The sequence below is a fragment of the Pseudomonas sp. CCNWLW23 genome (assembly GCF_037095675.1).
GTDB lineage: Bacteria > Pseudomonadota > Gammaproteobacteria > Pseudomonadales > Pseudomonadaceae > Aquipseudomonas > Aquipseudomonas atacamensis.
Genome location: NZ_JBAWKM010000011.1, coordinates 102,789 through 124,335 on the forward strand (window position 1 = coordinate 102,789; position 21,547 = coordinate 124,335).

Consider the following 21,547-nt stretch of genomic DNA (forward strand, 5'->3'; position numbering starts at 1 on the left):
GCACCCCCTCTCAAGGATGAGCGATCATGACTGGCAAACCGCCGAAGATCAAACCTGTATCTGTCCCAACCAAACCCTCCGATTCCAGCATCGATGTCTCCCACCGACCGTTGTCCTCGTCTTCGACAGTGGCACATTTGACTGTTGCACATCATCAGGAACCGATGCGTTCGCCATCTTCATCAGATCCGCTTTCGATAACGCCTGGCGTCAATGTGAGCACGACCACGACGTATTCCACATTTGACGAATTCCCAAGGTTTTCCGCACAAGATTCCCTGGAGAGCTACTGGATACCCTCACAAGAGGGTCTCGATGAGTCCGTTGCACTGGGTATCAAAACCTTGAAGCATCGCCAGTATGTTGCCGTGGCTGATAACCACATCGTGCAAGTGGTCCGAGACGCTGAGAGCGGTCTGCTTCGCGCCACGCATGCCAGAGAACTGCATCCTTCCGGTCCGCTGTTGAGGCCGGACAGCGAGGGCCGGTTGTGGCACCCGCTGGACGAACCTGAGTCGACCAACCCGCTTGCAACTGTCTATTCCGAACAAAAACGCACGGCAGAGCTGCTTACCGGCGAGGAATATTCAATAGAAGATTTTTCTCCATTGATGATCAAACGCATGCTTGCTGTGAGCGGCATAGACACGATGATGGTGCACAGGTCCGAGATTCATCCCACCTCGCTGGCATTGCTGCAGGACACAGCGAGGCGTTTTGCCCTCGATCAAAAGATCCAGCTGTTCATCACCCAGGTGCAACATTCCGATCCCACCGTGCGGGCGCAGGCCGATTCACAACTGCAGGCTTTGTTGCCGCCACGGGCAGAAGATCTGAGCGAGCGCGTTACCGAACAATCCAGCGCCTTGCTCTTTGAGCAGAGTGAGCGGGCGTTCGAACTTGATTGCGATGCCAACACATTGCTGATGCGACGGATTTTTCCCGACCTGCCCAAGACCATCGCTCAGGCGTTGTGGCGAGAGGCCAGTGCCGCCGACCATATGCATTTGCGCCTGCGGCCGGGAATGCCGAGGCACATGGCAGAAAAGACGCTGGTGGCGCTGCGCGAGGTGCGTCTCGCCAGGGCGTGCGCAGGAATCTATCTGGATTCGGTAGCCAGTCTGGACAGTGATCTGCTGGCATTGCAGATGATCGGGCAGCTTGATCTTTGGCCGCGACAGATTCGTATCGAGATTCGTCGGCAAGCGTCAGAGGGTGAGTTATTGAGTGCTATTGGCGATGCTCGGTCGCCAGTGCGTCACACGTTTATTCGTCAGCATGAAGGCTACGTTATCCAGCTCAGCGGCGTCCCGTCACCCCAAGGTCGGACGGATCTGTATGCCGCCGTCTGGCTCCTTTTACTGCCCGGGCAGCGCCAGTTGCTCGGCGTAGCGCAGGGCGGTGGTGCGGCTCTGCGGCAGCTGGTACGTGCACAGCCATTGCCGTCGCGCCAACGCGTGAGCGAATTGTTGGGACTGGCACCGGTGCAGGTAACGGCTGTTCCGGCCAGCGCCCAATACGTGCAAGCGGGGCTGCGAGGGGGCGGCGATGTCAACCCGACGTCGACAAAATCCGTTGAAGAGCGTGTCCGTGATCTTTATCCGCAGCTTGCCGAACAAGAACTGGCCGTGTTCATTTCCGAGCGTCTGAAGTCGGACCCAGCCAGGGTCTTGGCTCGCCTGGAGAGAGAGTTGGCAACACTGCGCAATGAGTTGGCGATCTGGAGTGCGCAAGGATTGTCGACCCGCACGGATTCATCGCAGGGCGCACCGCAAACCGCAGAGCAACGGCTGGCTCGCGAGCGGTTCAGCGCAAAGCTGCAGGATATCTGGCAGCGCAAGTCGGTTTCGAGGTGGGGGTTCGGTGACTATCATTTTTCCCATCATGTCGATTTTTCCGCAGAGTTACCAAAGCTATCCGCCAGGTTCGACTACGTAACAGAGTTGATACTGACTGTGGAAAAGCCAGGCGCACGCATCGGCGCTTTTCTTGACAGTTTTCCCAATGTGCAATATTTGGTGGTCACTGGCATAAAAATGGAGGACTTTCCGTCAGGGATATTCCAGATGCGCCAGCTGCGTCAGCTTGTGCTGAACGATTGCTCGCTTGAATTATCTGAAGCCACGGCTGAAGGTTTGTCCAGGATCGAGACGCTCACTTTGTTGAATCTTGCCAACAACCCTCTCACAGTTGCTCCGCATGTAGGTTTCATGACAGGTTTAACCGAGTTGATGCTATATAATGCAAATCTTTACAGCCTGCCCTCCGGTATAGACAGGCTTGGAGACCTTCGTGTCATGGCGTTACAGGGTAATAATATTTCGCACATAGGAGACGATCTGTTCGATATTCCGGATACGCAAGACCTATACGTTGGTTTATTGAATAATCCGCTGAGTAACGAGTCAATGCGGCGGATTAATCAGTATCTTGCGAATTCCAGTATGGACCGGAAGGTAGAAATCCAAACGGCCGAGGCAGTTTCAGACGTTGATTCCGAAAGTGATTCATCGGAAAGCGGATTTTCAACAGGTTCAGATAGCAACTAGGTGTTTTCGAAAGTAACGGGTCGATCACGCTGCTAACATGATTTGGCAAACATAAACTACTCGCTAACTCCCCTTCTGATTCGGTTTGAGTGAATTCGGAAGGGGTAACAGGCCATCTTGGGCAGAATCAAAGGGGTCGAAGGTTAGTGTTGAAGTACGTAACATTCAGATCGCATTTTTTGAAGTTGTTAGCATCTGTGTGAATTATTCATGATGATGTTGAAAGATTACTACTTCACAAAATGTCAAATGTCGCGACTTCTTATATTCAGGTTCGATGTTAATACTCTGCTGAGCCCTTAAGGGGTGAAATATATTAATCAGCTGAGGTGTTATCAAATGTTTAGCGAGGAAGTAGGTATATCCCGTATAGAGGTAAAACTCGACACCACGAATCATGGTCAGCACAAAGTGCTTTATGCCAACGGTCGCATGCAGGTGCGTGTGTTGGTGCTTCTACACGGGATCGATAACAATGGCGACGGCGTATCGCTGCACGGACATCCCGCGTTGCACTCTCTGCGGCTGATTGCCTATAACGGTGCTCGCCCATTGGAGGGAGAATGGAATGTATCGATTCAGGAAAATCGTTACGCTCACGAAATGTCGGGCGGCGCAACGCGACTGACAGAAGTCCCGCGGGTCATTGACAACCGGATCAGCAACGCCGCAGATCCGGTACAGATTTTACAATTCTGGGTTTCGGCTTCCCGACCTGGAATCATGGAAGTGGCCGCCGAGATTTCCTTGAACGGCGCGGTATTGCGAAGTAATGGGGTTGGTTTCGACAGCAGTGTCACGCTGGAGGCGATTCCGCCGAAAGAGTACTCGTCGAGCAGCTTTTCGTTGAGCAAGTATGACAAGAAACAGAATCGGGGCCTGTATGAGTGGGTTCAGCACTATCATATTGGCCTGCGGGCGGATGGCAGGCAGGTTCACCTCCTTGATTGGTATAGCAGTGAAGTGAAACTTGATCCTTATGATTCCGAAGATGCGGTGCAGGTTTATGTGTCCGGGAATATTCCCGGTGAGCAAGGTAGTCGCAAAACCTTTTATGGATATATGGCGCCTGTATATGGCCCGCAGGCAACATTTCGCAGTCCCCATGGCTACGTCACCGTACCTATCAACAAAGTGCCTGGACAGTTGACGCTCGTTCAGTATGTTTCCGCTGACCCGCAAGCGGCGCGGGAAAGTGATAGCGCCTTCGAATTTGCCGTGACCGACGAATTCGGCTCGGAACACCGGCTTAGTATCGATGGTGATAAAAATCAGCTCACTTTTATTCTGGATCAATCCAAGCGGTCAATGAAGCGACTTGTCTGACTTCTTGTCTGGTCAGCGTACTTCGCTGGCCGGTGTTGACTGCCAAATTCTGAGTCTGGAAATAAAAGGACGATTCATTAATGGAAAGTAATTTCTCTCCCTCTGTGCATTCGAACGCTTTCAATTTCGGTGAATTTGTTTCCGGAGGCGTTGATCCCCGTACGGGCATGTATACGTGTGCGTTTTCGCTTGGCAAGTTGCACTCGGCAGATCTCAATGGTCCGGAGCTTGCACTTTCAGTGGGTTTCAATCCGCTCAATCAGGCGGATAGTGGTTTCGGCGTTGGCTGGTCTTTGACCCTGACCAATTATGACTTGCGCAGCAAAGTCATGACCTTGGCCAACGGTGAACGCTACAAGGCTGTCGAGACGTCTAGCGGCCTGAAGTTCAAGGAAATGAAACTGCAAACAGCAAAGGTGTCAGTCACTGGAGCAGGGCGCTATGAAGTTCGATACAAGGATGGTCGGCGGGAACTGCTCAAAGTGTTGGCCGGTACTCAGGTCGCCGTCGCGGAAAAAATAATCGCGGCGAACGGCGTGAGCATTACGCTGAAACATGAGTTGTTCAACCAGTTTCCCCGTTTGGCCGAAGTCCGTGATGCCACGCGCTGCCTTTTGAAAATTTCTCGTACGGCAGGTCAGGTGACGTTGTCGCGATATCCCGACACTACTTCGAGCTCCAACTTCAGGCTGATCTTGAGAAACAGTCGGGTAACGGCCATCGAGCTTCCGGTGGGTAAAGGTTGGGAACTTGAGTATGAAGTAATCGCTGGGGCCAGCTATGTGCATCGCATCGTCAACCCGCTGCGCGGGGTCGAAATCGTTCGCTACAAGCGGCACGGCCACCGCTTCATCAGCGGTGTGGAACAGACACTGCCGTTTGTTATCGCTCACGATGTCTACCCAGGGCGCGGCCAGCCCAGAGTGTGCAAGACATACACGTACTCCGACCATAACTTCCTTGGACAGGGCCTCCTTCCAGCCAAGGATAGTGAACTGGATCCGCTCTATCTGGCGCCCAGCAACTACGTCTACACCTCGGACGAGCACTTGCTGGTCAGCGGCAAAGTACATACCCGCATTAAACGCACCTACAACAAATTCCATCTGTTGATGGCTGAGGTTACAACCTGTGGCGACGCGCAGATCGCCACCGCCACGGAGTATCATTGTTCCGTTACCAAGCCGTTCAGTGAGCAGGTGGCCCAGTTCCGCATGCCTAAAGTCCATACGGTGACGTACCTCGATCGGCGCACCCAACAGCAGCGTGTGGAAACCACGATCACCGAGTTCGATGGCGAAGGTAACTTGCTCAAGCAGGTTGAGCCCACTGGGGTGACGACTACGACGGAATACTATCCGGCCATTGGCGGGGATAACTGCCCGGAGGATCCGCTGGGCTTTTCCAGGTTCCCGAAAAAGAGGACGGTGACTGCTGCCGCATCGGATGGTGCTTCGACAGTCACGTATTACGACTACGCTTTGCATCCGGCGCTTGAGGGTGCTGAACTGGCCTCTGTGTTACCGGTCGAGGAGCGTTTTTTCGAAGTGGTGGAGGGTGTAGAGGTGTTGCGTTCGAAAACCGCACGCAGCTATCTGAATACGCCCGAGGATCCACTCAAGCATGGAGCCACAAAAGAGCAAAGTGTCACCCTGAATGAAAAAAAAACCGCTATCGAATTTTCCTATGAGCTTGAGGGTGACAGGCTGCGAGTCAGGTCCAGCACGCGCGGATTCGACGGCGTGCTGCAGACCAGTGAGAAGGTGCTTTCGACGCTGACCGGATTACAGGTCTCTGAAGTCGGTGTCGATGGCGAGCACATCGAATATGAATACGATGCAATCGGCCGCGCCGTGGGCAAAACGGTTGCTGCCGGCACCCCCTATGCGGCCGCTACCCGGTGGGCCTATCTGGCCGCCAGCAAACAGCAGCCGGCGACGATGGTGACCACGGATCCTGCTGGCGGCGAGCAAAAAGTCGCCTATGACGGACTGGAACGGGTGATCACCGTTCAGGAAAAGGACTGCGACCATCCCGACAAGGACGGTCTCATTCAGACACGCACGCTTTATTCTGCCCTGCATGATTCGGTCGGTCACAAGGTGAAAGTGACGCTGACTGATTGGCGTGATGGCAAGCCTTATCCGTTCAGTACCCGCTACGAATTCGATTCCTGGGGCCAGGTCAGCAAGACGCTGCACGATGATGGGCGTATCGAACACAGCGAGGCGGATCCGGTGCTTCGCCGGCAAACCAATTGGCTCCAGGGCATGGGCAAGACGATCACCGTCGTCAATGATTTCGGAAAACCGCTGAGTGTCGAAAGCTTCAATGTGAAGAACAAGAGTCTGGGCAAAACCGTTTACACCTATGACGGTTATGGGCGCACAGCCAGCCAGACAGACCCTGTCGGCAACACCAGCCGATATGAGTACGACGTTTTTGACCGAATGACCCGCAATGTCCTGCCCGACGGCAGTAAGGTCGTGACCGAGTACGCCGAGCATAGTGATGAAGGGCTGGCGATCGACATCAGGGTCGGTGACAAAGTGCTGGGCCAGCAAACGTATGACGGTTTGGGGCGGTTGATCCAGAGTACTGTGGGCGGGCGAAAGTCCGAGGCTGGTTATGAAGCGGGCTTCACTCAGCCACAGTGGTACAAGAGCGCTGATGGCAAAAAAACCGAATTCACTTATTTGCGGGAACTGGGCGGTTTGCTGACCGAGCGCAAGGCAGAGGACCTGGTCACAACCATGACCTATGACCCCGTCAGTGGCAAACCCTTGACCTGTACCGAAAGCGGCAGGAGCCGCAGCTTTGCCTATCACCCTTCCGGGCGCCTGAAATCCGAAACGACGAGCTTCGGCGCTGTCACGAAAGCAACGTCCAGTACCTGGTCCCTGCAGGGGCGACCGATCAGCCACGTTGATGTGCTCGGTACCGACAACAGATCTGAATACGATGAGTTCGGCCGCCTTCTATCCGCCTCGCAAGGCTTGCTGACAACCGCGTTCCACTACAACGCCCAGACGGGGATGCTGGAGTGGACGAAAACCGAAGACACCTCGATCAAGCGTCAGATGATCACCCGGTTCGCCTATGACGATATCGGTCGTGAAGCCCGGCGTACATTCGAGATTCAGGGTCAGCCTGACCAGACCCTCGAATCGACTTACACGCTGGCTGGCAAACTGGCGCAGAAAGTGTCCAGACGTGGCACTCAACTCTTACGTGATGAACAGTTCACCTACGACGTGCGCGGGCGCTTGATCCAGTACGACTGTGCTGGCACCCAAAAGCCCCGTGACCCGTATGGCAAGGAAATTATCCAGCAGACGTTCACCTTCGATGCGCTGGACAACATTCTGACCGTGCAGACGAAGTTCCCGCTGGGCGTGAATCTGACCACCTTCAGTTATGACAATCCCGATCCGGTACAGCTCAGCGCAGTCAAACATTCCCATGTCGACTACCCACCGGCAGTGACGCTGGAATACGACGCCAACGGCAGGATGATCAAGGACGACCAGGCGCGAACGCTGGCCTATGACGCGTTCGGACGTCTCGAACAACTGTCCGGCGCAGGCGGTTCAGTCATTCGTGGCTACCATTACGACGGTTTCGACGATCTGGTTGAGCTGTCGCAACCCGACGAGGTTACTACGCAGCGTTACTACTACGCAGGCCGGGTCGCCAATGAGGTGAGTGGTGAAAACTCATCCAGTATCGTGCGTCACGGTGGCGCGCTTGTGGGGCAACAGCAACTCGGTTTGAACGCCGGCGCGCAACTGTTTGGCACCGATCAACAGCAAAGCGTGCTGGCAACACTGGGTAAGGAGCACCTCACCGATTGCGCCTACAGTCCTTATGGGCACCGTCCTGCCGACGGCGGATTGTTCAGCCTGGCGGGGTTCAACGGCGAGCAACTGGATCCGGTTACCGGGTTGTATCTGCTGGGCAATGGTTATAGGGCCTATAGCCCGACACTGATGCGCTTTCTTTCCCCCGATAGCATGAGTCCGTTCGGTGCGGGCGGACTAAATGCCTACAGTTATTGCCTGGGCGACCCGGTCAATCGGGTTGACCCTACCGGGCATGTCTCCTGGCAATCGATCCTGGGCATCGGCCTCAGTATTCTCGGCATTGTTGCCAGCGTGGTAACGATGGGTGCGGCGACGCCATGGGCAGTGACGGCACTGGGGCTGGCGGTTGCTTCAGGCCTGGCGGGTATTGCCAGCGAGGTGGTCAATGAACTCGCACCGGGTTCTCAGGCGGGCGAGATATTGGGCTGGATCAGTTTTGGTCTCGGGCTGGCTTCGGTGGGGGCAGGGCTGGCAGCTGGTGCCAAAGCGGGCATCAATGCTGGCAGGAAACTGGCTGGCGCCTTCAAGCAAGGCCTGAGTAGTAAAGGCTCCAAAGCAGCGGGTCGAGAGATGGCCCGAGGTATGATCAAGGGCAAGGGAAACAAGGCGGCGGCCAAGGCTAAGGCGAAGGCCAGCGCGGCCGTTCAGGAAGAGGCCGACAAACCATGGTCACTCGTCAGGGTCAATCCCAAAAATAACATGCTTGAGAAAAGGGGGCTTACGGGCTTGCTTGAAAAGGCCGAAACCTTCATGCAGCACATTGAGGCGGGTAACTCCCCAACGTCTTCTGCAGCGCTGATTCATGCCGAATACACGCCCATGTATGGCCCATCCGGATCAGCATCAAAGTCGATGCATCTCTATCTGTCGAAAGGAGACCGAATATATATGACCGAAAACGCTAAGGAGCGGATCGCGGTCATCGACCAGCTGGGTGGTCATAGGTAAAGGACAAACAATAAGCTTGGAGCACGCAATGAAACGATACATAGCGAAAGCAGGAGCACTCAAGGTCCGGCTACGATTAGAACATTGCGCTTGCCGGTTTTGCGAACGCGCGGCGGGCGTGCCGTTCCAGTGCCCACTCGACATGTTCCCTGACCAACTCTGACGGATAATCCCGTCGCGCCTTCAACGCTTCCAGCACCGGAATCGTTGAAGGCGCATTTCCCAGCCCCACCGCCAGATTGCGCAACCAGCGCTCATACCCGGCGCGCCGCAATGGCGAACCTTCGGTGCTGCTTAGAAACTTCTCTTCATCCCACAAAAACAACTCGGCCAACTGTGCGTTATCCAGATTGTGCCGTGGCTTGAAATCGTTTTCCCCGGTCGGCCGGGCGAAACGGTTCCACGGGCAGACGATCTGGCAATCGTCGCAGCCAAACACGCGATTGCCAATCAACGGCCGCAACTCTTCGGGAATCGCGGTTTTCAGCTCGATGGTCAGATAGGAAATGCAGCGCCGCGCGTCCAGCACATAGGGGCCGACGAAGGCGTTGGTCGGGCAGATATCCAGACACGCAGTGCAACGGCCGCAATGTTCGCTGCTATGCGGTTCATCCACCGGCAACGGCAGGTCGACGAACAACTCACTGAGGAAGAAATAACTGCCGGCCTTGCGATTCAGTACAAGGGTGTTTTTGCCGATCCAGCCCAGCCCGGCCTGTTCGGCGATGGCTTTTTCCAGCACTGGCGCACTGTCGACAAAGGCACGAAAACCGAACGGGCCGATCTCTGCCTGGATCCTGTCGGCCAATTGTTGAACACGTTTACGGATCAATTTGTGGTAATCGCGGCCCAAGGCATAACGCGACACGTAAGCCTTTTCCGGTTCAGCCAGGCGTTTGGCCATTTCGGTATCGCCCGGCAAGTAGTCCATGCGCAGGGAAACCACGCGCAACGTGCCCGGCACCAGCTCGTCGGGGTGCGAGCGTTTGCTGCCATGGGCGCCCATGTAGTCCATATCGCCGTGATAGCCGGCGTCGAGCCAGCGTTGCAGATGCTGCTCGTGTTCGGCCAGGTCCAGACCGCTGATGCCGACTTGCTGGAAGCCCAGCCCGCGGCCCCAATCCTTGATCGATTGGGCGAGGGCGGGCAGGTCTGTGGTGATGGCGGACATGAGGCGAGAGAAACCGGAGCTGAGGTGCGTATAATTCTGCCAGACATCGGAGCCCGAAGACGCATGCCGCAGACGAAAGATGAATTACCCGACGCGCTGTACCGCGCCGCGCAGGTGCGCGAACTCGACGCGCGGCTGATCGCCGCCGGCACGGCGGGCTTCGAATTGATGCAGCGCGCCGCCCGCGCGACGTGGCGCGCACTGGTGCGCAAGTGGCCGGCAGCGAACGAACTGACGGTGCTCGCCGGGCACGGCAACAACGCTGGCGACGGTTATCTGGTGGCCGGGCTGGCGCTGCGGGCCGGTTGGACGGTGCGGGTTCTCGCCGTCGGCGATCCGCAGCGTTTGCAGGGCGATGCCGCACTGGCCCATGCCGAATCGGTGGCTGCTGGTGTTGTGGTGCAAGGCTGGCAGGGGCAAAGCGAGCTGCGCGGTGTCGTCCTCGATGCCTTGCTCGGCACAGGTCTGAGCGGCGAAGTGCGCGAGCCGTATGCATCGGCGATCAAGGCGATCAACGCCTGCGGTTTGCCGGTAGCGGCGGTCGATATCCCTTCCGGGCTATGTGCCGATACCGGGCGTGAACTGGGGGTCGCGGTCCACGCCGATCTAACGGTGACATTCATTGCTATGAAGATCGGGCTGTTGACCGGCGACGCGGCGGATCATATCGGCGAACTGGTCTTCAGCGATCTGCAAGCCGCCGACGAAATTTTCAGTGACATTCCTGTCTGCGCTCAGCGCCTGAGCGCCGCTAATCTCCCAGCACTTGCGCCGCGTGCGCCGACCTCGCACAAGGGGCGCTTTGGTCATGTGTTACTGATCGGCGGCGATCACGGTTTCGGCGGAGCGATTGTGCTCAGCACGGAAATGGCCTTGCGCGGCGGCGCGGGCATGGTTTCGCTGGCGACTCGCCCAGAGCATGTGCCGGCGGCGCTGACTCGGGTGCCGGAGGCGATGGCGCTCGGCACCTCGTCAGCCAATCAACTGATGGGTCTGCTGGAAAAGGTTTCGGTATTGGTGATCGGGCCGGGACTCGGTCAGGCCAGTTGGGGCCGTGCCCTGCTGTCGGCTGCCGCCAATGCACCATTGCCGCAGGTGTGGGACGCTGACGCGTTGAACCTGCTGGCCAGCGATTTTGTCCAGTTGCCCAAGGATTGCGTGATCACCCCGCATCCGGGTGAAGCGGCGCGCTTGCTTGGCATCAGTACCGCCGAGGTGCAGGCCGATCGCCCGGCCGCTGCTCTGGCGTTGAGCAAAAAGTATTCAGCGGTAGTGGTTCTGAAAGGTGCCGGCAGTCTGATCGCCCATCCAGACGGACGTCTGGCCCTCTGTCATCAGGGCCATCCGGCGATGGCCACGGGCGGGTTGGGTGATGTGTTGGCCGGTCTCACCGGCGCATTGCTGGCCCAAGGCATGGACGCGTTCGATGCGGCATGCCTGGCCGTCTGGCTGCACGCCAACGCGGGTATGCAACAAGGCAAATTCGGCCGTGGGCTGGCGGCCAGTGATCTGATTCCAGCCATTCGTCAGTTGTTGGAGGAGCAAGCACCGTGTCTGAAGTAACCCTGTACCTGGCCGATGAACAGGCGATGAGCGACTTTGGCGCACGGATCGCCCGCGTCACCCAGGGCCATGGCCTGATTTTTCTCGAGGGCAATCTGGGTATGGGCAAAACCACCCTGTCGCGGGGCATCATTCGCGGTTTGGGGCATGTTGGCGCGGTAAAAAGTCCGACCTTCACTTTGGTCGAGCCCTACGAGATCGGTGACATTCGTGCCTTCCACTTCGACCTCTATCGCCTGGTCGATCCCGAGGAGCTGGAGTTTCTCGGCATCCGTGACTACTTCGAAGACGATGCCCTGTGCCTGATCGAGTGGCCCGATAAAGGTGCAGGCTTTTTGCCAAAGCCCGACCTGACCATTACCATTAGCCCGCAAGACAGCGGGCGTTCGCTGAAAATTTTAGCCCAGGGCTCGCGTGGCGAGGCCTGGTGTGCCGCTTTGGCATTGGAATCCAATTAAATGATGGGGTTTGGTATGCGCTTTCGCGCGTTGGTGGCTGCCGCTGGACTGATGTTGATGGCAGTAACCGTCAACGCTGTGGCCGATTCAAAGGTCAACAGCGTGCGCCTGTGGCGGGCGCCGGACAACACGCGACTGGTCTTTGACCTCAGCGGCCCGGTGCAGCACAGCGTTTTCACCCTGACCGCGCCGGACCGGCTGGTGATCGACATAAACGGCGCCACCCTCGGCGCGCCGTTGAACGTGCAGACCGCGAACACGCCGATCACTGCGATGCGCTCGGCCCAGCGCACCCCGACCGACCTGCGCGTGGTCATCGACCTGAAAAAAGCCGTCACTCCAAAAAGCTTCTCGCTGGCGCCGAACGCGCAGTATGGCAACCGTCTGGTGGTCGATCTGTTCGACAACCCGGCCGATGCCGCGCCGCCGCCGGCCCCTACGCCATCGGTGGCGACCGTGCCGGCAGTGCCGGTGACCCCGACCGAACCGGCGATCAAGCTGCCGCCAGCCCCGGCCGGCAAACGCGACATTATCGTGGTGATCGACGCCGGCCACGGTGGCGAAGACCCGGGCGCGTCCGGTTCGCGCGGCCAGCGTGAGAAAGACGTGGTACTGCAAATCGCTCGCGAGCTGCAGCGTCAGGTCAACGGCATGAAAGGCTTCCGCGCCGAGCTGACCCGTACCGGCGACTACTTCATTCCATTGCGCGGGCGTACCGAAATCGCCCGCAAGAAGGGCGCCGACCTGTTCGTCTCGATCCACGCCGACGCCGCGCCGTCCGCAGCCGCGTTCGGGGCGTCGGTGTTCGCCCTCTCTGATCGTGGCGCTACGTCCGAAACCGCCCGTTGGCTGGCCGACAGTGAAAACCGGTCCGACCTGATTGGCGGTGCTGGCAACGTCAGCCTCGACGACAAGGACCGTATGCTGGCGGGCGTGTTGCTCGACCTGTCGATGACTGCTTCGCTGACCTCCAGTCTCAACGTCGGCCAGAAGGTTCTGACCAACATCGGTCGCGTTACGCCGCTGCACAAACAGCGCGTGGAACAGGCCGGCTTCATGGTGTTGAAGTCGCCGGACATCCCGTCGATCCTGGTCGAAACCGGCTTTATCTCCAACGCCAACGAAGCGAACAAACTGTCCGCATCGAGCCACCAGCAAGCGCTGGCCCGTTCGATCAGCAGCGGCGTGCGCCAGTTCTTCCAGCAGAATCCGCCACCGGGCACTTACATTGCCTGGCTGCGTGATTCCGGCAAGATCGCCCAAGGCCCGCGCGACCACCGTGTCGGCCCGGGGGAAACCCTGGCGATGATCGGCGTGCGCTATCAGGTCTCGCCGGCCACCTTGCGTGCTGCAAACAACCTGAAAAGTGACGAGTTGAAAGTCGGTCAGCACCTGACCATTCCAGGCACCGAACTGGCGTCCAAAGAATGAACCAGGTAATGAACACGGCGCGCATCGAGCTGCTCAGCCCGCGGCTGGCGAACCAGATTGCCGCCGGTGAGGTGGTTGAGCGCCCGGCTTCGGTGATCAAGGAGTTGCTGGAAAACAGCCTCGACTCCGGCGCCAAGCGTATCGATGTCGATGTCGAGCAGGGCGGCGTCAAGCTGCTGCGCGTGCGCGATGACGGCAGCGGTATTTCTGCCGATGACCTGCCGCTGGCCTTGGCCCGTCACGCCACCAGCAAGATTCGCAACCTCGAAGACCTCGAGCAGGTGATGAGCCTGGGTTTCCGTGGCGAGGCGCTGGCGTCGATCAGCTCCGTGGCGCGTCTGACCCTGACCTCGCGCACCCGCGATGCCGATCAGGCCTGGCAGGTCGAGACCGAAGGCCGGGACATGGCGCCGCGCGTGCAGCCGGCGGCGCATCCGGTCGGCACTTCGGTGGAAGTCCGCGACCTGTTCTTCAACACCCCGGCCCGGCGCAAATTTCTCAAGACCGAAAAAACCGAATTCGATCACTTGCAAGAAGTGATCAAGCGTCTGGCGCTGGCGCGCTTCGACGTGGCTTTTCATCTGCGCCACAACGGCAAGACCATCCTCAGCCTGCACGAGGCCCACGATGATGCAGCCCGCGCCCGGCGTGTGGCGGCGATCTGCGGTTCGGGTTTCCTTGAGCAGGCGCTGCCGATCGAGATCGAACGCAATGGCTTGCACCTGTGGGGCTGGGTCGGTTTGCCGACGTTCAACCGTAGCCAGGCTGACTTGCAGTATTTCTTCGTAAACGGCCGAGCAGTGCGCGACAAACTGGTGGCCCATGCGGTACGTCAGGCTTATCGCGACGTGCTGTTCAATGGCCGGCACCCGACCTTCGCGCTGTTTTTCGAAGTCGATCCGGCGGCGGTAGATGTCAACGTGCACCCGACCAAACACGAAGTGCGCTTCCGTGACGGGCGCATGGTGCATGACTTCCTTTATGGCACCTTGCATCGTGCATTGGGCGATGTACGGCCGGAAGATCAGCTTGCCGGTTCGGTGACCACGGCGATCGTTCGGCCGAGCGGGATCGAGGCGGGCGAATTCGGCCCACAGGGCGAGATGCGTCTGGCCGCCAATGCGCTGCTGGAGCAGCCGCAGGCGCAACCGGCGTTCAACACGTCATCCGGGGCCAGCGCTGGCGGCGCTTATCAGTATCAATACACGCCGCGTCCGCAATCGGCGCTGCCCGCTGCCGAGGCTCAAGCCGCTTACAAAGAGTTTTTCGCGCCGCTGCCTGAAGCCAATGCCAGCGCGCTGCCAACCGGTCAGGAAGATATCCCGCCGCTCGGCTATGCACTGGCGCAGCTCAAGGGCATCTATATTTTGTCCGAGAACGCCCATGGTCTGGTGCTGGTGGACATGCATGCCGCCCACGAGCGAATCATGTACGAGCGCCTGAAGATCGCCATGGCCAGCGAAGGTCTCAGTGGCCAGCCGTTGCTGGTGCCGGAGTCGCTGGCCGTGAGTCAGCGCGAGGCCGATTGTGCTGAAGAACACGCCGCTTGGTTTCAGCGCCTTGGTTTTGAATTGCAGCGCCTGGGGCCGGAAACCCTGGCGATCCGGCAGATTCCCGCATTGCTCAAGCAGGCCGAAGCCAATCGACTGGTCGGCGACGTACTGTCGGACCTGATGGAATACGGCACCAGCGACCGGATTCAGGCGCACCTCAACGAATTGCTCGGCACCATGGCCTGCCACGGCGCGATCCGCGCCAACCGGCGTCTGGCCCTGCCGGAAATGAACGGCCTGCTGCGTGATATGGAAAACACCGAACGCAGCGGTCAATGCAACCATGGCCGACCGACCTGGACCCAGCTGGGTCTGGACGATCTGGACAAACTGTTCCTGCGCGGTCGTTGATGAGCCAGCTTCCTCCAGCGATTTTCCTGATGGGCCCGACCGCTGCGGGCAAGACCGATCTGGCCATCGAGCTGACCAAAGTGCTGCCGTGCGAATTGATCAGTGTCGATTCGGCGCTGGTCTACCGCGGCATGGACATCGGCACGGCCAAACCTTCGAAAGAACTGCTCGCCGAATATCCGCACCGGCTGATCGACATTCTCGATCCTGCTGAAGCGTATTCCGCTGCCGATTTTCGTCGCGACGCGTTGCAGGCCATGGCCGAGATCACTGGGCGAGGAAAGATCCCGCTGCTGGTCGGCGGCACCATGCTCTATTACAAGGCTCTGGTCGAAGGTCTGGCGGACATGCCGGCGGCCGATCCCGAGGTGCGTGCGCAGATCGAGGAAGAAGCTGCGCGTCTTGGCTGGCAAGCCCTGCACGAACAGTTGGCGCAGATCGATCCGGTGTCGGCGGCGCGCATTCATCCCAATGATCCGCAGCGCTTGAGTCGGGCACTGGAAGTGTATCGAGTCAGCGGGCAGAGCATGACCGCCCTGCGCGAGCAACAATCTGCGCAAAGTACTGAAGCAGCCGCTTCGGGACGCCAACAATTGCCCTATACTGTCGCGAACCTGGCCATTGCTCCGGCGAATCGTCAGGTTCTGCACCAGCGAATTGAACAAAGATTCACAAATATGTTGGAACAGGGATTCATCGACGAGGTCGTAGCCCTGCGTAAAAGAAGTGACCTGCATTCGGGGTTGCCGTCTATACGTGCGGTAGGCTACCGCCAAGTCTGGGATTACCTGGACGGCAAGCTGACATTGGCCCAGATGCAGGAGCGGGGCATCATCGCCACGCGCCAATTGGCCAAACGCCAGTTTACCTGGCTGCGCAGCTGGGACGATTTGCACTGGCTGGACAGTCTTGATTGCGACAATCTGCCACGCGCCTTGAAATACCTTGGGACCATCTCCATATTGAGCTGAGTCCTTGCAATTGCCGTCTATCCTTGGGGGTGTGACGGCCGAAGCCATCTGAATTTACCTGTTTTTATTATTGAATCCTTAAAGGAGTGCGGCACATGTCAAAAGGGCATTCGCTACAAGACCCTTACCTGAACACTTTACGTAAAGAGAAAGTCGGGGTTTCCATTTACCTGGTCAACGGTATCAAGCTGCAGGGGACGATCGAGTCGTTCGACCAGTTCGTGATCCTGCTGAAAAACACCGTAAGCCAGATGGTCTACAAACACGCTATCTCGACCGTCGTGCCGGTTCGTCCAATTCGTCTGCCTAGCGCAACCGAAAACGAACAGGGCGATGCCGATGCAGCGCCGGGTAACGCCTGATAGGAGTCTCCTTTGTTCTTTGAGCGCCACGGTGGTGGTGAACGAGTCATCCTCGTTCACTTGGATGGACAGGACCCTGAGGCGCGCGAAGATCCGCAGGAGTTTCAGGAGTTGGCAAATTCGGCTGGCGCCGAGACCGTCGCGTTTTTTAACGTGCCGCGTCATCGGCCAACCGCCAAATATCTGATCGGCAGCGGCAAGGTCGAGGAACTGCGCGACCTGGTCAAGGCTGAAGAAGCCGATCTGGTGATTTTCAATCACATCCTCACGCCCAGTCAGGAACGCAACCTCGAACGTGTTTTCGAGTGTCGCGTGATCGACCGCACCGGGCTGATTCTCGATATTTTTGCCCAACGCGCACGCACCCATGAGGGCAAGCTGCAGGTCGAACTGGCCCAGCTTGACCACATGAGCACGCGGCTGGTTCGCGGCTGGACTCACCTTGAACGTCAGGGTGGCGGTATCGGTATGCGCGGTCCGGGCGAAACCCAGCTGGAAACCGACCGCCGTCTGCTGCGGGTTCGCCTGCGTCAGATCAAGGGGCGGCTGGAGAAGGTGCGCAGTCAGCGCGAGCAGTCGCGCCGTGGCCGATCCCGTGCGGACATTCCTACCGTTTCGCTGGTGGGCTACACCAACGCGGGCAAATCGACACTCTTCAACAACGTGACGAAGTCCGAGGTGTATGCGGCCGATCAACTGTTCGCCACGCTCGACCCGACCCTGCGCCGGCTGGAGCTTGACGACCTCGGTCCGATCGTCCTCGCCGATACCGTGGGCTTCATTCGTCACCTGCCACACAAGCTGGTCGAGGCATTTCGGTCTACGCTCGAAGAGTCGAGCAATTCCGACCTGCTGTTGCACGTGATCGATGCGGCCGAACCGGATCGCATGTTGCAGATCGAGCAGGTGATGGTGGTGCTGGGCGAGATTGGTGCACAGGACTTGCCGATCCTCGAGGTCTATAACAAACTCGATTTGCTTGAAGGCGTCGAGCCGCAGATCCAGCGTGATGCCGATGGCAAGCCGCAACGGGTCTGGCTCTCGGCGCGCGATGGCAGCGGTCTGGAATTGCTTGAACAGGCCATCGCCGAGCTGCTCGGCAGTGATCTGTTCGTCGGTACCTTGCGCTTGCCGCAACGCTTCGCTCGGCTGCGTGCGCAGTTCTTCGAACTCGGGGCGGTGCAGAAAGAAGAATACGATGAAGAAGGTGTCAGCCTGCTGGCCGTTCGTTTGCCCCGGATCGAGTTGAATCGATTGGTAAGCCGCGAAGGATTGCAGCCGATGGAATTCATCGAGCAACACACTTTGCAATAAAAGCCTGACAAAGCGGTTGTGCCGCAACGGCAGGCATTCTGTAGCATTGGTCGGCGCGCCGTGGGTGCGTCTTTGCTTTATCAGATGGAGAGCGCTATGGCTTGGAATGAGCCGGGTGGCAACTCGAATAATCAGGATCCCTGGGGTGGCAAGCGCCGCAATAACGGCGACCGCAAGGGGCCACCGGATCTCGACGAGGCCTTCCGAAAGCTGCAGGAAAGCCTGAACGGGTTGTTCGGTGGTGGTAAGAAACGCGGTGATGACGGCGGCGGGTCGGGGCGCAGCAGTGGCGGCTTCGGCGGTCTGCTCGGCATCGGCCTGGTCGTGCTCGCGGCTGTCTGGCTGTACAGCGCGGTCTACGTGGTGGACGAGCAGGAGCAAGCCGTGGTGCTGCGCTTCGGCAAGTACTACGAGACTGTCGGCCCGGGCCTGAACATCTACTTCCCGCCGATCGACAAGAAGTACATGGAGAACGTGACGCGTGAGCGTGCGTACACCAAGCAGGGCCAGATGTTGACTGAAGACGAGAACATCGTCGAAGTGCCGCTGACCGTGCAGTACAAGATCAGCAACCTGCAGGATTTCGTGCTGAACGTCGATCAGCCGGAAATCAGCCTGCAGCACGCGACTGAAAGTGCGCTGCGTCACGTGGTCGGTTCCACCGCCATGGATCAGGTGCTGACCGAAGGTCGTGAATTGATGGCCAGCGAAATCAAGGAGCGTCTGCAACGCTTCCTCGATACCTATCGCACCGGTATCACCGTCACCCAGGTGAACGTACAGAGCGCAGCGGCACCGCGTGAAGTGCAGGAAGCCTTCGATGACGTGATCCGCGCCCGTGAAGACGAGCAGCGTTCGCGCAACCAGGCCGAAACCTACGCCAACGGCGTGGTGCCGGAAGCCCGTGGTCAGGCCCAGCGCATCATCGAAGATGCCAACGGTTATCGCGACGAGACCATCTCGCGCGCCAAGGGTGAGGCCGATCGCTTCACCAAACTGGTCGCCGAGTATCGCAAGGCACCTGAAGTCACCCGCGAGCGTCTGTACCTGGACACCATGCAGGAAGTCTTCAGCAACACCAGCAAGGTCCTTGTGACCGGCAACAAGAACGGCCAGAGCAATCTGCTCTACCTGCCGTTGGACAAGATGATCCAGAACAGTTCGGGTAATGCACCGGTGACCGGTTCGGCCGCCAGCAACAACACGGACGTCACGCCGCATGTCACCGACGTGCCGCAGACGCGTACAAGGGAGACCCGCTGATGAGCAATAAATCGCTGATCGCCCTGATCGTTGGCGTCGTTGTGGTACTGGTGGGCTGGAATTGCTTCTACATCGTCGCTCAGACCGAGCGCGCGGTGCTGCTGCAATTCGGTCGTGTGGTTCAGGCCGATGTCCAGCCGGGTCTGCATGTGAAGGTGCCTTACGTCAACCAGGTGCGCAAATTCGACGCGCGTCTGCTGACGCTGGATGCACCGACGCAGCGCTTCCTGACTCTGGAAAAGAAAGCCGTGATGGTCGATGCCTACGCCAAGTGGCGGGTGAAAGATGCCGAGCGCTTCTACACCGCGACTTCGGGTCTGAAGCAGATCGCCGACGAGCGTTTGTCCCGTCGTCTCGAATCGGGCCTGCGTGACCAGTTCGGCAAGCGCACCCTGCACGAAGTGGTGTCGGGTGAGCGTGATGCGCTGATGGCTGACATCACTGCGTCGCTGAACAAGATGGCGGAAAAAGAGCTGGGTATCGAAGTCGTCGATGTCCGGGTCAAGGCCATCGATCTGCCGAAGGAAGTGAACCGCAGTGTGTTCGAACGTATGAGCACCGAGCGTGAGCGTGAAGCTCGCGAGCACCGCGCCAAGGGTAACGAGCTGGCCGAAGGCATCCGTGCCGACGCTGATCGTCAACGCCGCGTGCTGCTGGCCGAAGCCTATCGTGAATCCGAAGAGGTTCGCGGTGACGGTGACGCCCAGGCTGCTGCGATCTACTCCAAGGCCTACGGCCAGGATCAGGAGTTCTACGGTTTCTACCGTAGCCTGCGTGCCTACCGTGAAAGCTTCGCGAACAAATCCGACGTCCTGGTCCTCGACCCAAGCAGCGACTTCTTCCGTTATCTGGAAAAAGCCAAACCTTGATACGACGTTGACCTGAATCAGTCCGCCCGGCGGCTAAAACCTCGGGCGGGGTGATCCTTTCGGAAAACGTGTGTATGATGCGGCAGCCGGGAAATTCCCGGCTTTTTTGCGTCTGCACGTTTGATTGCTGTTTTTGTTGCAGACGTCGGGTTTGAATAGCCCGAGCGTTTTTCGAGGAAAGTGATGGGCGAAGCCGCCAGCCGGCCTTTCGCTGCGTCGTTCATGCGCGTGCGTTTTGAACGCCCCGATCATTTTCTGCTTCACTCAAGGCTCGCCCTCGTGCTGGCCGCCCGGATCAAAGGGGAATGGCGTAATGGCAACGGTAGACCGCTGGCTGCTGCCAGATGGCATCGAAGAAGTACTGCCACCGGAGGCGGCGCGCATTGAAGTTGCGCGTCGTCAGGTGTTGGATCTGTTCCAGAGCTGGGGTTACGAGTTCGTCGTGACTCCCCATATCGAGTACCTGGAATCCCTGCTGACCGGCGCGGGCCAGGACCTGGATCTGCGTACCTTCAAGGTCATCGACCCGCAATCGGGCCGGCAGATGGGTTTCCGTGCCGACATCACGCCGCAAGTGGCGCGCATCGATGCGCACACCCTGCGTCGCGAAGGCCCGAGCCGTCTGTGCTACGCCGGCAGCGTCCTGCATGCCCAGCCGCGTGCATTGTCGTCCTCGCGCAGCCCGATCCAGCTGGGCGCCGAGCTGTACGGCGACGCCAGCCCGAGCAGCGATGTCGAAGTCATCAGTCTGATGCTGGCCATGCTGCAGCTGGCCGATGTGCCGGACGTGCACATGGACCTCGGCCATGTCGGCATCTACCGTGGTCTGGCGCGCGCCGCCGGTCTGTCTGGTGAAGTTGAACAGCAGTTGTTCGATGCCCTGCAGCGCAAGGCCATCGATGAAGTGATTACCCTGACCGAAGGCCTGCCGGTCGATCTGTCGGGCATGCTGCGCGCACTGGTTGATCTGTGTGGCGGCCGTGAAGTGTTGAGCGCTGCCCGCGAGCGTCTGGCCAATGCGCCGGCGCCGGTGCTGGCGGCGCTGGAAGATCTGCTGGCGATCGCCGAGCGTCTTTCCGTGCGCTTCCCGCAGCTGCCGCTGTATTTCGACCTCGGCGAGTTGCGCGGCTACCACTACCACACCGGTGTGGTGTTCGCGGTGTTCGTGCCGGGCGTTGGCCAGTCCATCGCGCAGGGCGGTCGTTACGATGACATCGGCGCCGATTTCGGTCGCGCCCGTCCGGCGACTGGTTTCTCTACCGATTTGAAAACCCTGGTGACCCTGGGGCGTGCTGAGATCGAGCTACCGTCTGGCGGTATCTGGATGCCTGACAGTACGGATGCGGCACTCTGGCAGCAGGTTTGCCAGTTGCGCAGTGAGGGTCAGCGTGTCGTTCAGGCCTTGCCTGGACAACCTTTGGCCGCCGCCCGTGATGCGGACTGCGACCGGCAATTGATTCAGCAGAACGGGCTTTGGCAAGTATCGCCACTGGCTTCTTGAGTTTTCCTGCCGGCCATCGCCGGCACCAAGTTTGCGCGAATGAGGACAAGTGTT

At 58.7% G+C, this 21,547-nt stretch carries 14 protein-coding genes; 13 read left to right on the forward strand and 1 reads right to left on the reverse strand.

The features are described from left to right. The first annotated feature begins 26 nt into the window (after window positions 1-26). The 3 genes from V8J63_RS15630 (at window position 27) to V8J63_RS15640 (ending at window position 8,686) form a co-directional block, all read left to right on the forward strand. Window positions 27-2,549: a hypothetical protein gene (locus V8J63_RS15630; RefSeq protein WP_130902876.1), complete on the forward strand. Its 2,523-nt coding sequence runs from the start codon at window positions 27-29 to the stop codon at window positions 2,547-2,549. 339 nt (window positions 2,550-2,888) lie between these two features. Then, window positions 2,889-3,875 carry a hypothetical protein gene (locus V8J63_RS15635; RefSeq protein ID WP_336464297.1) on the forward strand — a complete coding sequence of 329 codons (987 nt, stop codon included), beginning with the start codon at window positions 2,889-2,891 and terminating at the stop codon, window positions 3,873-3,875. Between the two features lie 80 nt (window positions 3,876-3,955). Further along, window positions 3,956-8,686: an RHS repeat domain-containing protein gene (locus V8J63_RS15640; protein ID WP_336464298.1), complete on the forward strand. Its 4,731-nt coding sequence runs from the start codon at window positions 3,956-3,958 to the stop codon at window positions 8,684-8,686. A gap of 76 nt (window positions 8,687-8,762) precedes the next feature. Here the strand turns inward: V8J63_RS15640 and queG are convergent, their stop codons facing one another. Beyond that, entirely contained in the window at window positions 8,763-9,857 is a 1,095-nt protein-coding gene (gene queG / locus V8J63_RS15645) for a tRNA epoxyqueuosine(34) reductase QueG (protein WP_125926271.1), read from the reverse strand. A gap of 63 nt (window positions 9,858-9,920) precedes the next feature. On the opposite strand from queG, the gene V8J63_RS15650 reads away from it, so the two are divergent. From V8J63_RS15650 to V8J63_RS15695, 10 genes are all read left to right on the forward strand, one after another. Then, window positions 9,921-11,420: an NAD(P)H-hydrate dehydratase gene (locus V8J63_RS15650; RefSeq protein WP_336464299.1), complete on the forward strand. Its 1,500-nt coding sequence runs from the start codon at window positions 9,921-9,923 to the stop codon at window positions 11,418-11,420. After that, the gene (tsaE, locus tag V8J63_RS15655) at window positions 11,408-11,878 is read left to right on the forward strand and encodes a tRNA (adenosine(37)-N6)-threonylcarbamoyltransferase complex ATPase subunit type 1 TsaE (protein ID WP_016771950.1); all 471 of its coding nucleotides are present in this window, start codon (window positions 11,408-11,410) and stop codon (window positions 11,876-11,878) included. Before V8J63_RS15650 ends, tsaE begins: the two co-directional genes overlap by 13 nt. Before the next feature lie 51 nt (window positions 11,879-11,929). Further along, window positions 11,930-13,309 (forward strand): N-acetylmuramoyl-L-alanine amidase, encoded by a 1,380-nt coding sequence (locus V8J63_RS15660; RefSeq protein WP_370593506.1) that lies wholly within the window; start codon window positions 11,930-11,932, stop codon window positions 13,307-13,309. Then, the gene (gene mutL / locus V8J63_RS15665; RefSeq protein WP_024011367.1) at window positions 13,306-15,213 is read left to right on the forward strand and encodes a DNA mismatch repair endonuclease MutL; all 1,908 of its coding nucleotides are present in this window, start codon (window positions 13,306-13,308) and stop codon (window positions 15,211-15,213) included. Before V8J63_RS15660 ends, mutL begins: the two co-directional genes overlap by 4 nt. Next, window positions 15,213-16,184 (forward strand): tRNA (adenosine(37)-N6)-dimethylallyltransferase MiaA, encoded by a 972-nt coding sequence (gene miaA, locus V8J63_RS15670; RefSeq protein ID WP_122508585.1) that lies wholly within the window; start codon window positions 15,213-15,215, stop codon window positions 16,182-16,184. The genes mutL and miaA overlap by 1 nt, the downstream gene beginning before the upstream one ends. Window positions 16,185-16,279: 95 nt before the next feature. Next, window positions 16,280-16,546 carry an RNA chaperone Hfq gene (hfq, locus tag V8J63_RS15675; RefSeq protein WP_016771947.1) on the forward strand — a complete coding sequence of 89 codons (267 nt, stop codon included), beginning with the start codon at window positions 16,280-16,282 and terminating at the stop codon, window positions 16,544-16,546. A gap of 12 nt (window positions 16,547-16,558) precedes the next feature. Continuing rightward, window positions 16,559-17,860: a ribosome rescue GTPase HflX gene (hflX, locus tag V8J63_RS15680; RefSeq protein ID WP_016771946.1), complete on the forward strand. Its 1,302-nt coding sequence runs from the start codon at window positions 16,559-16,561 to the stop codon at window positions 17,858-17,860. Between the two features lie 96 nt (window positions 17,861-17,956). Continuing rightward, window positions 17,957-19,123 carry an FtsH protease activity modulator HflK gene (gene hflK, locus V8J63_RS15685; protein ID WP_024011368.1) on the forward strand — a complete coding sequence of 389 codons (1,167 nt, stop codon included), beginning with the start codon at window positions 17,957-17,959 and terminating at the stop codon, window positions 19,121-19,123. Then, window positions 19,123-19,992: a protease modulator HflC gene (hflC, locus tag V8J63_RS15690; RefSeq protein ID WP_016771945.1), complete on the forward strand. Its 870-nt coding sequence runs from the start codon at window positions 19,123-19,125 to the stop codon at window positions 19,990-19,992. The genes hflK and hflC overlap by 1 nt, the downstream gene beginning before the upstream one ends. A 313-nt stretch (window positions 19,993-20,305) precedes the next feature. Beyond that, window positions 20,306-21,493: an ATP phosphoribosyltransferase regulatory subunit gene (locus V8J63_RS15695; RefSeq protein WP_336464300.1), complete on the forward strand. Its 1,188-nt coding sequence runs from the start codon at window positions 20,306-20,308 to the stop codon at window positions 21,491-21,493. Window positions 21,494-21,547 lie beyond the last annotated feature (54 nt).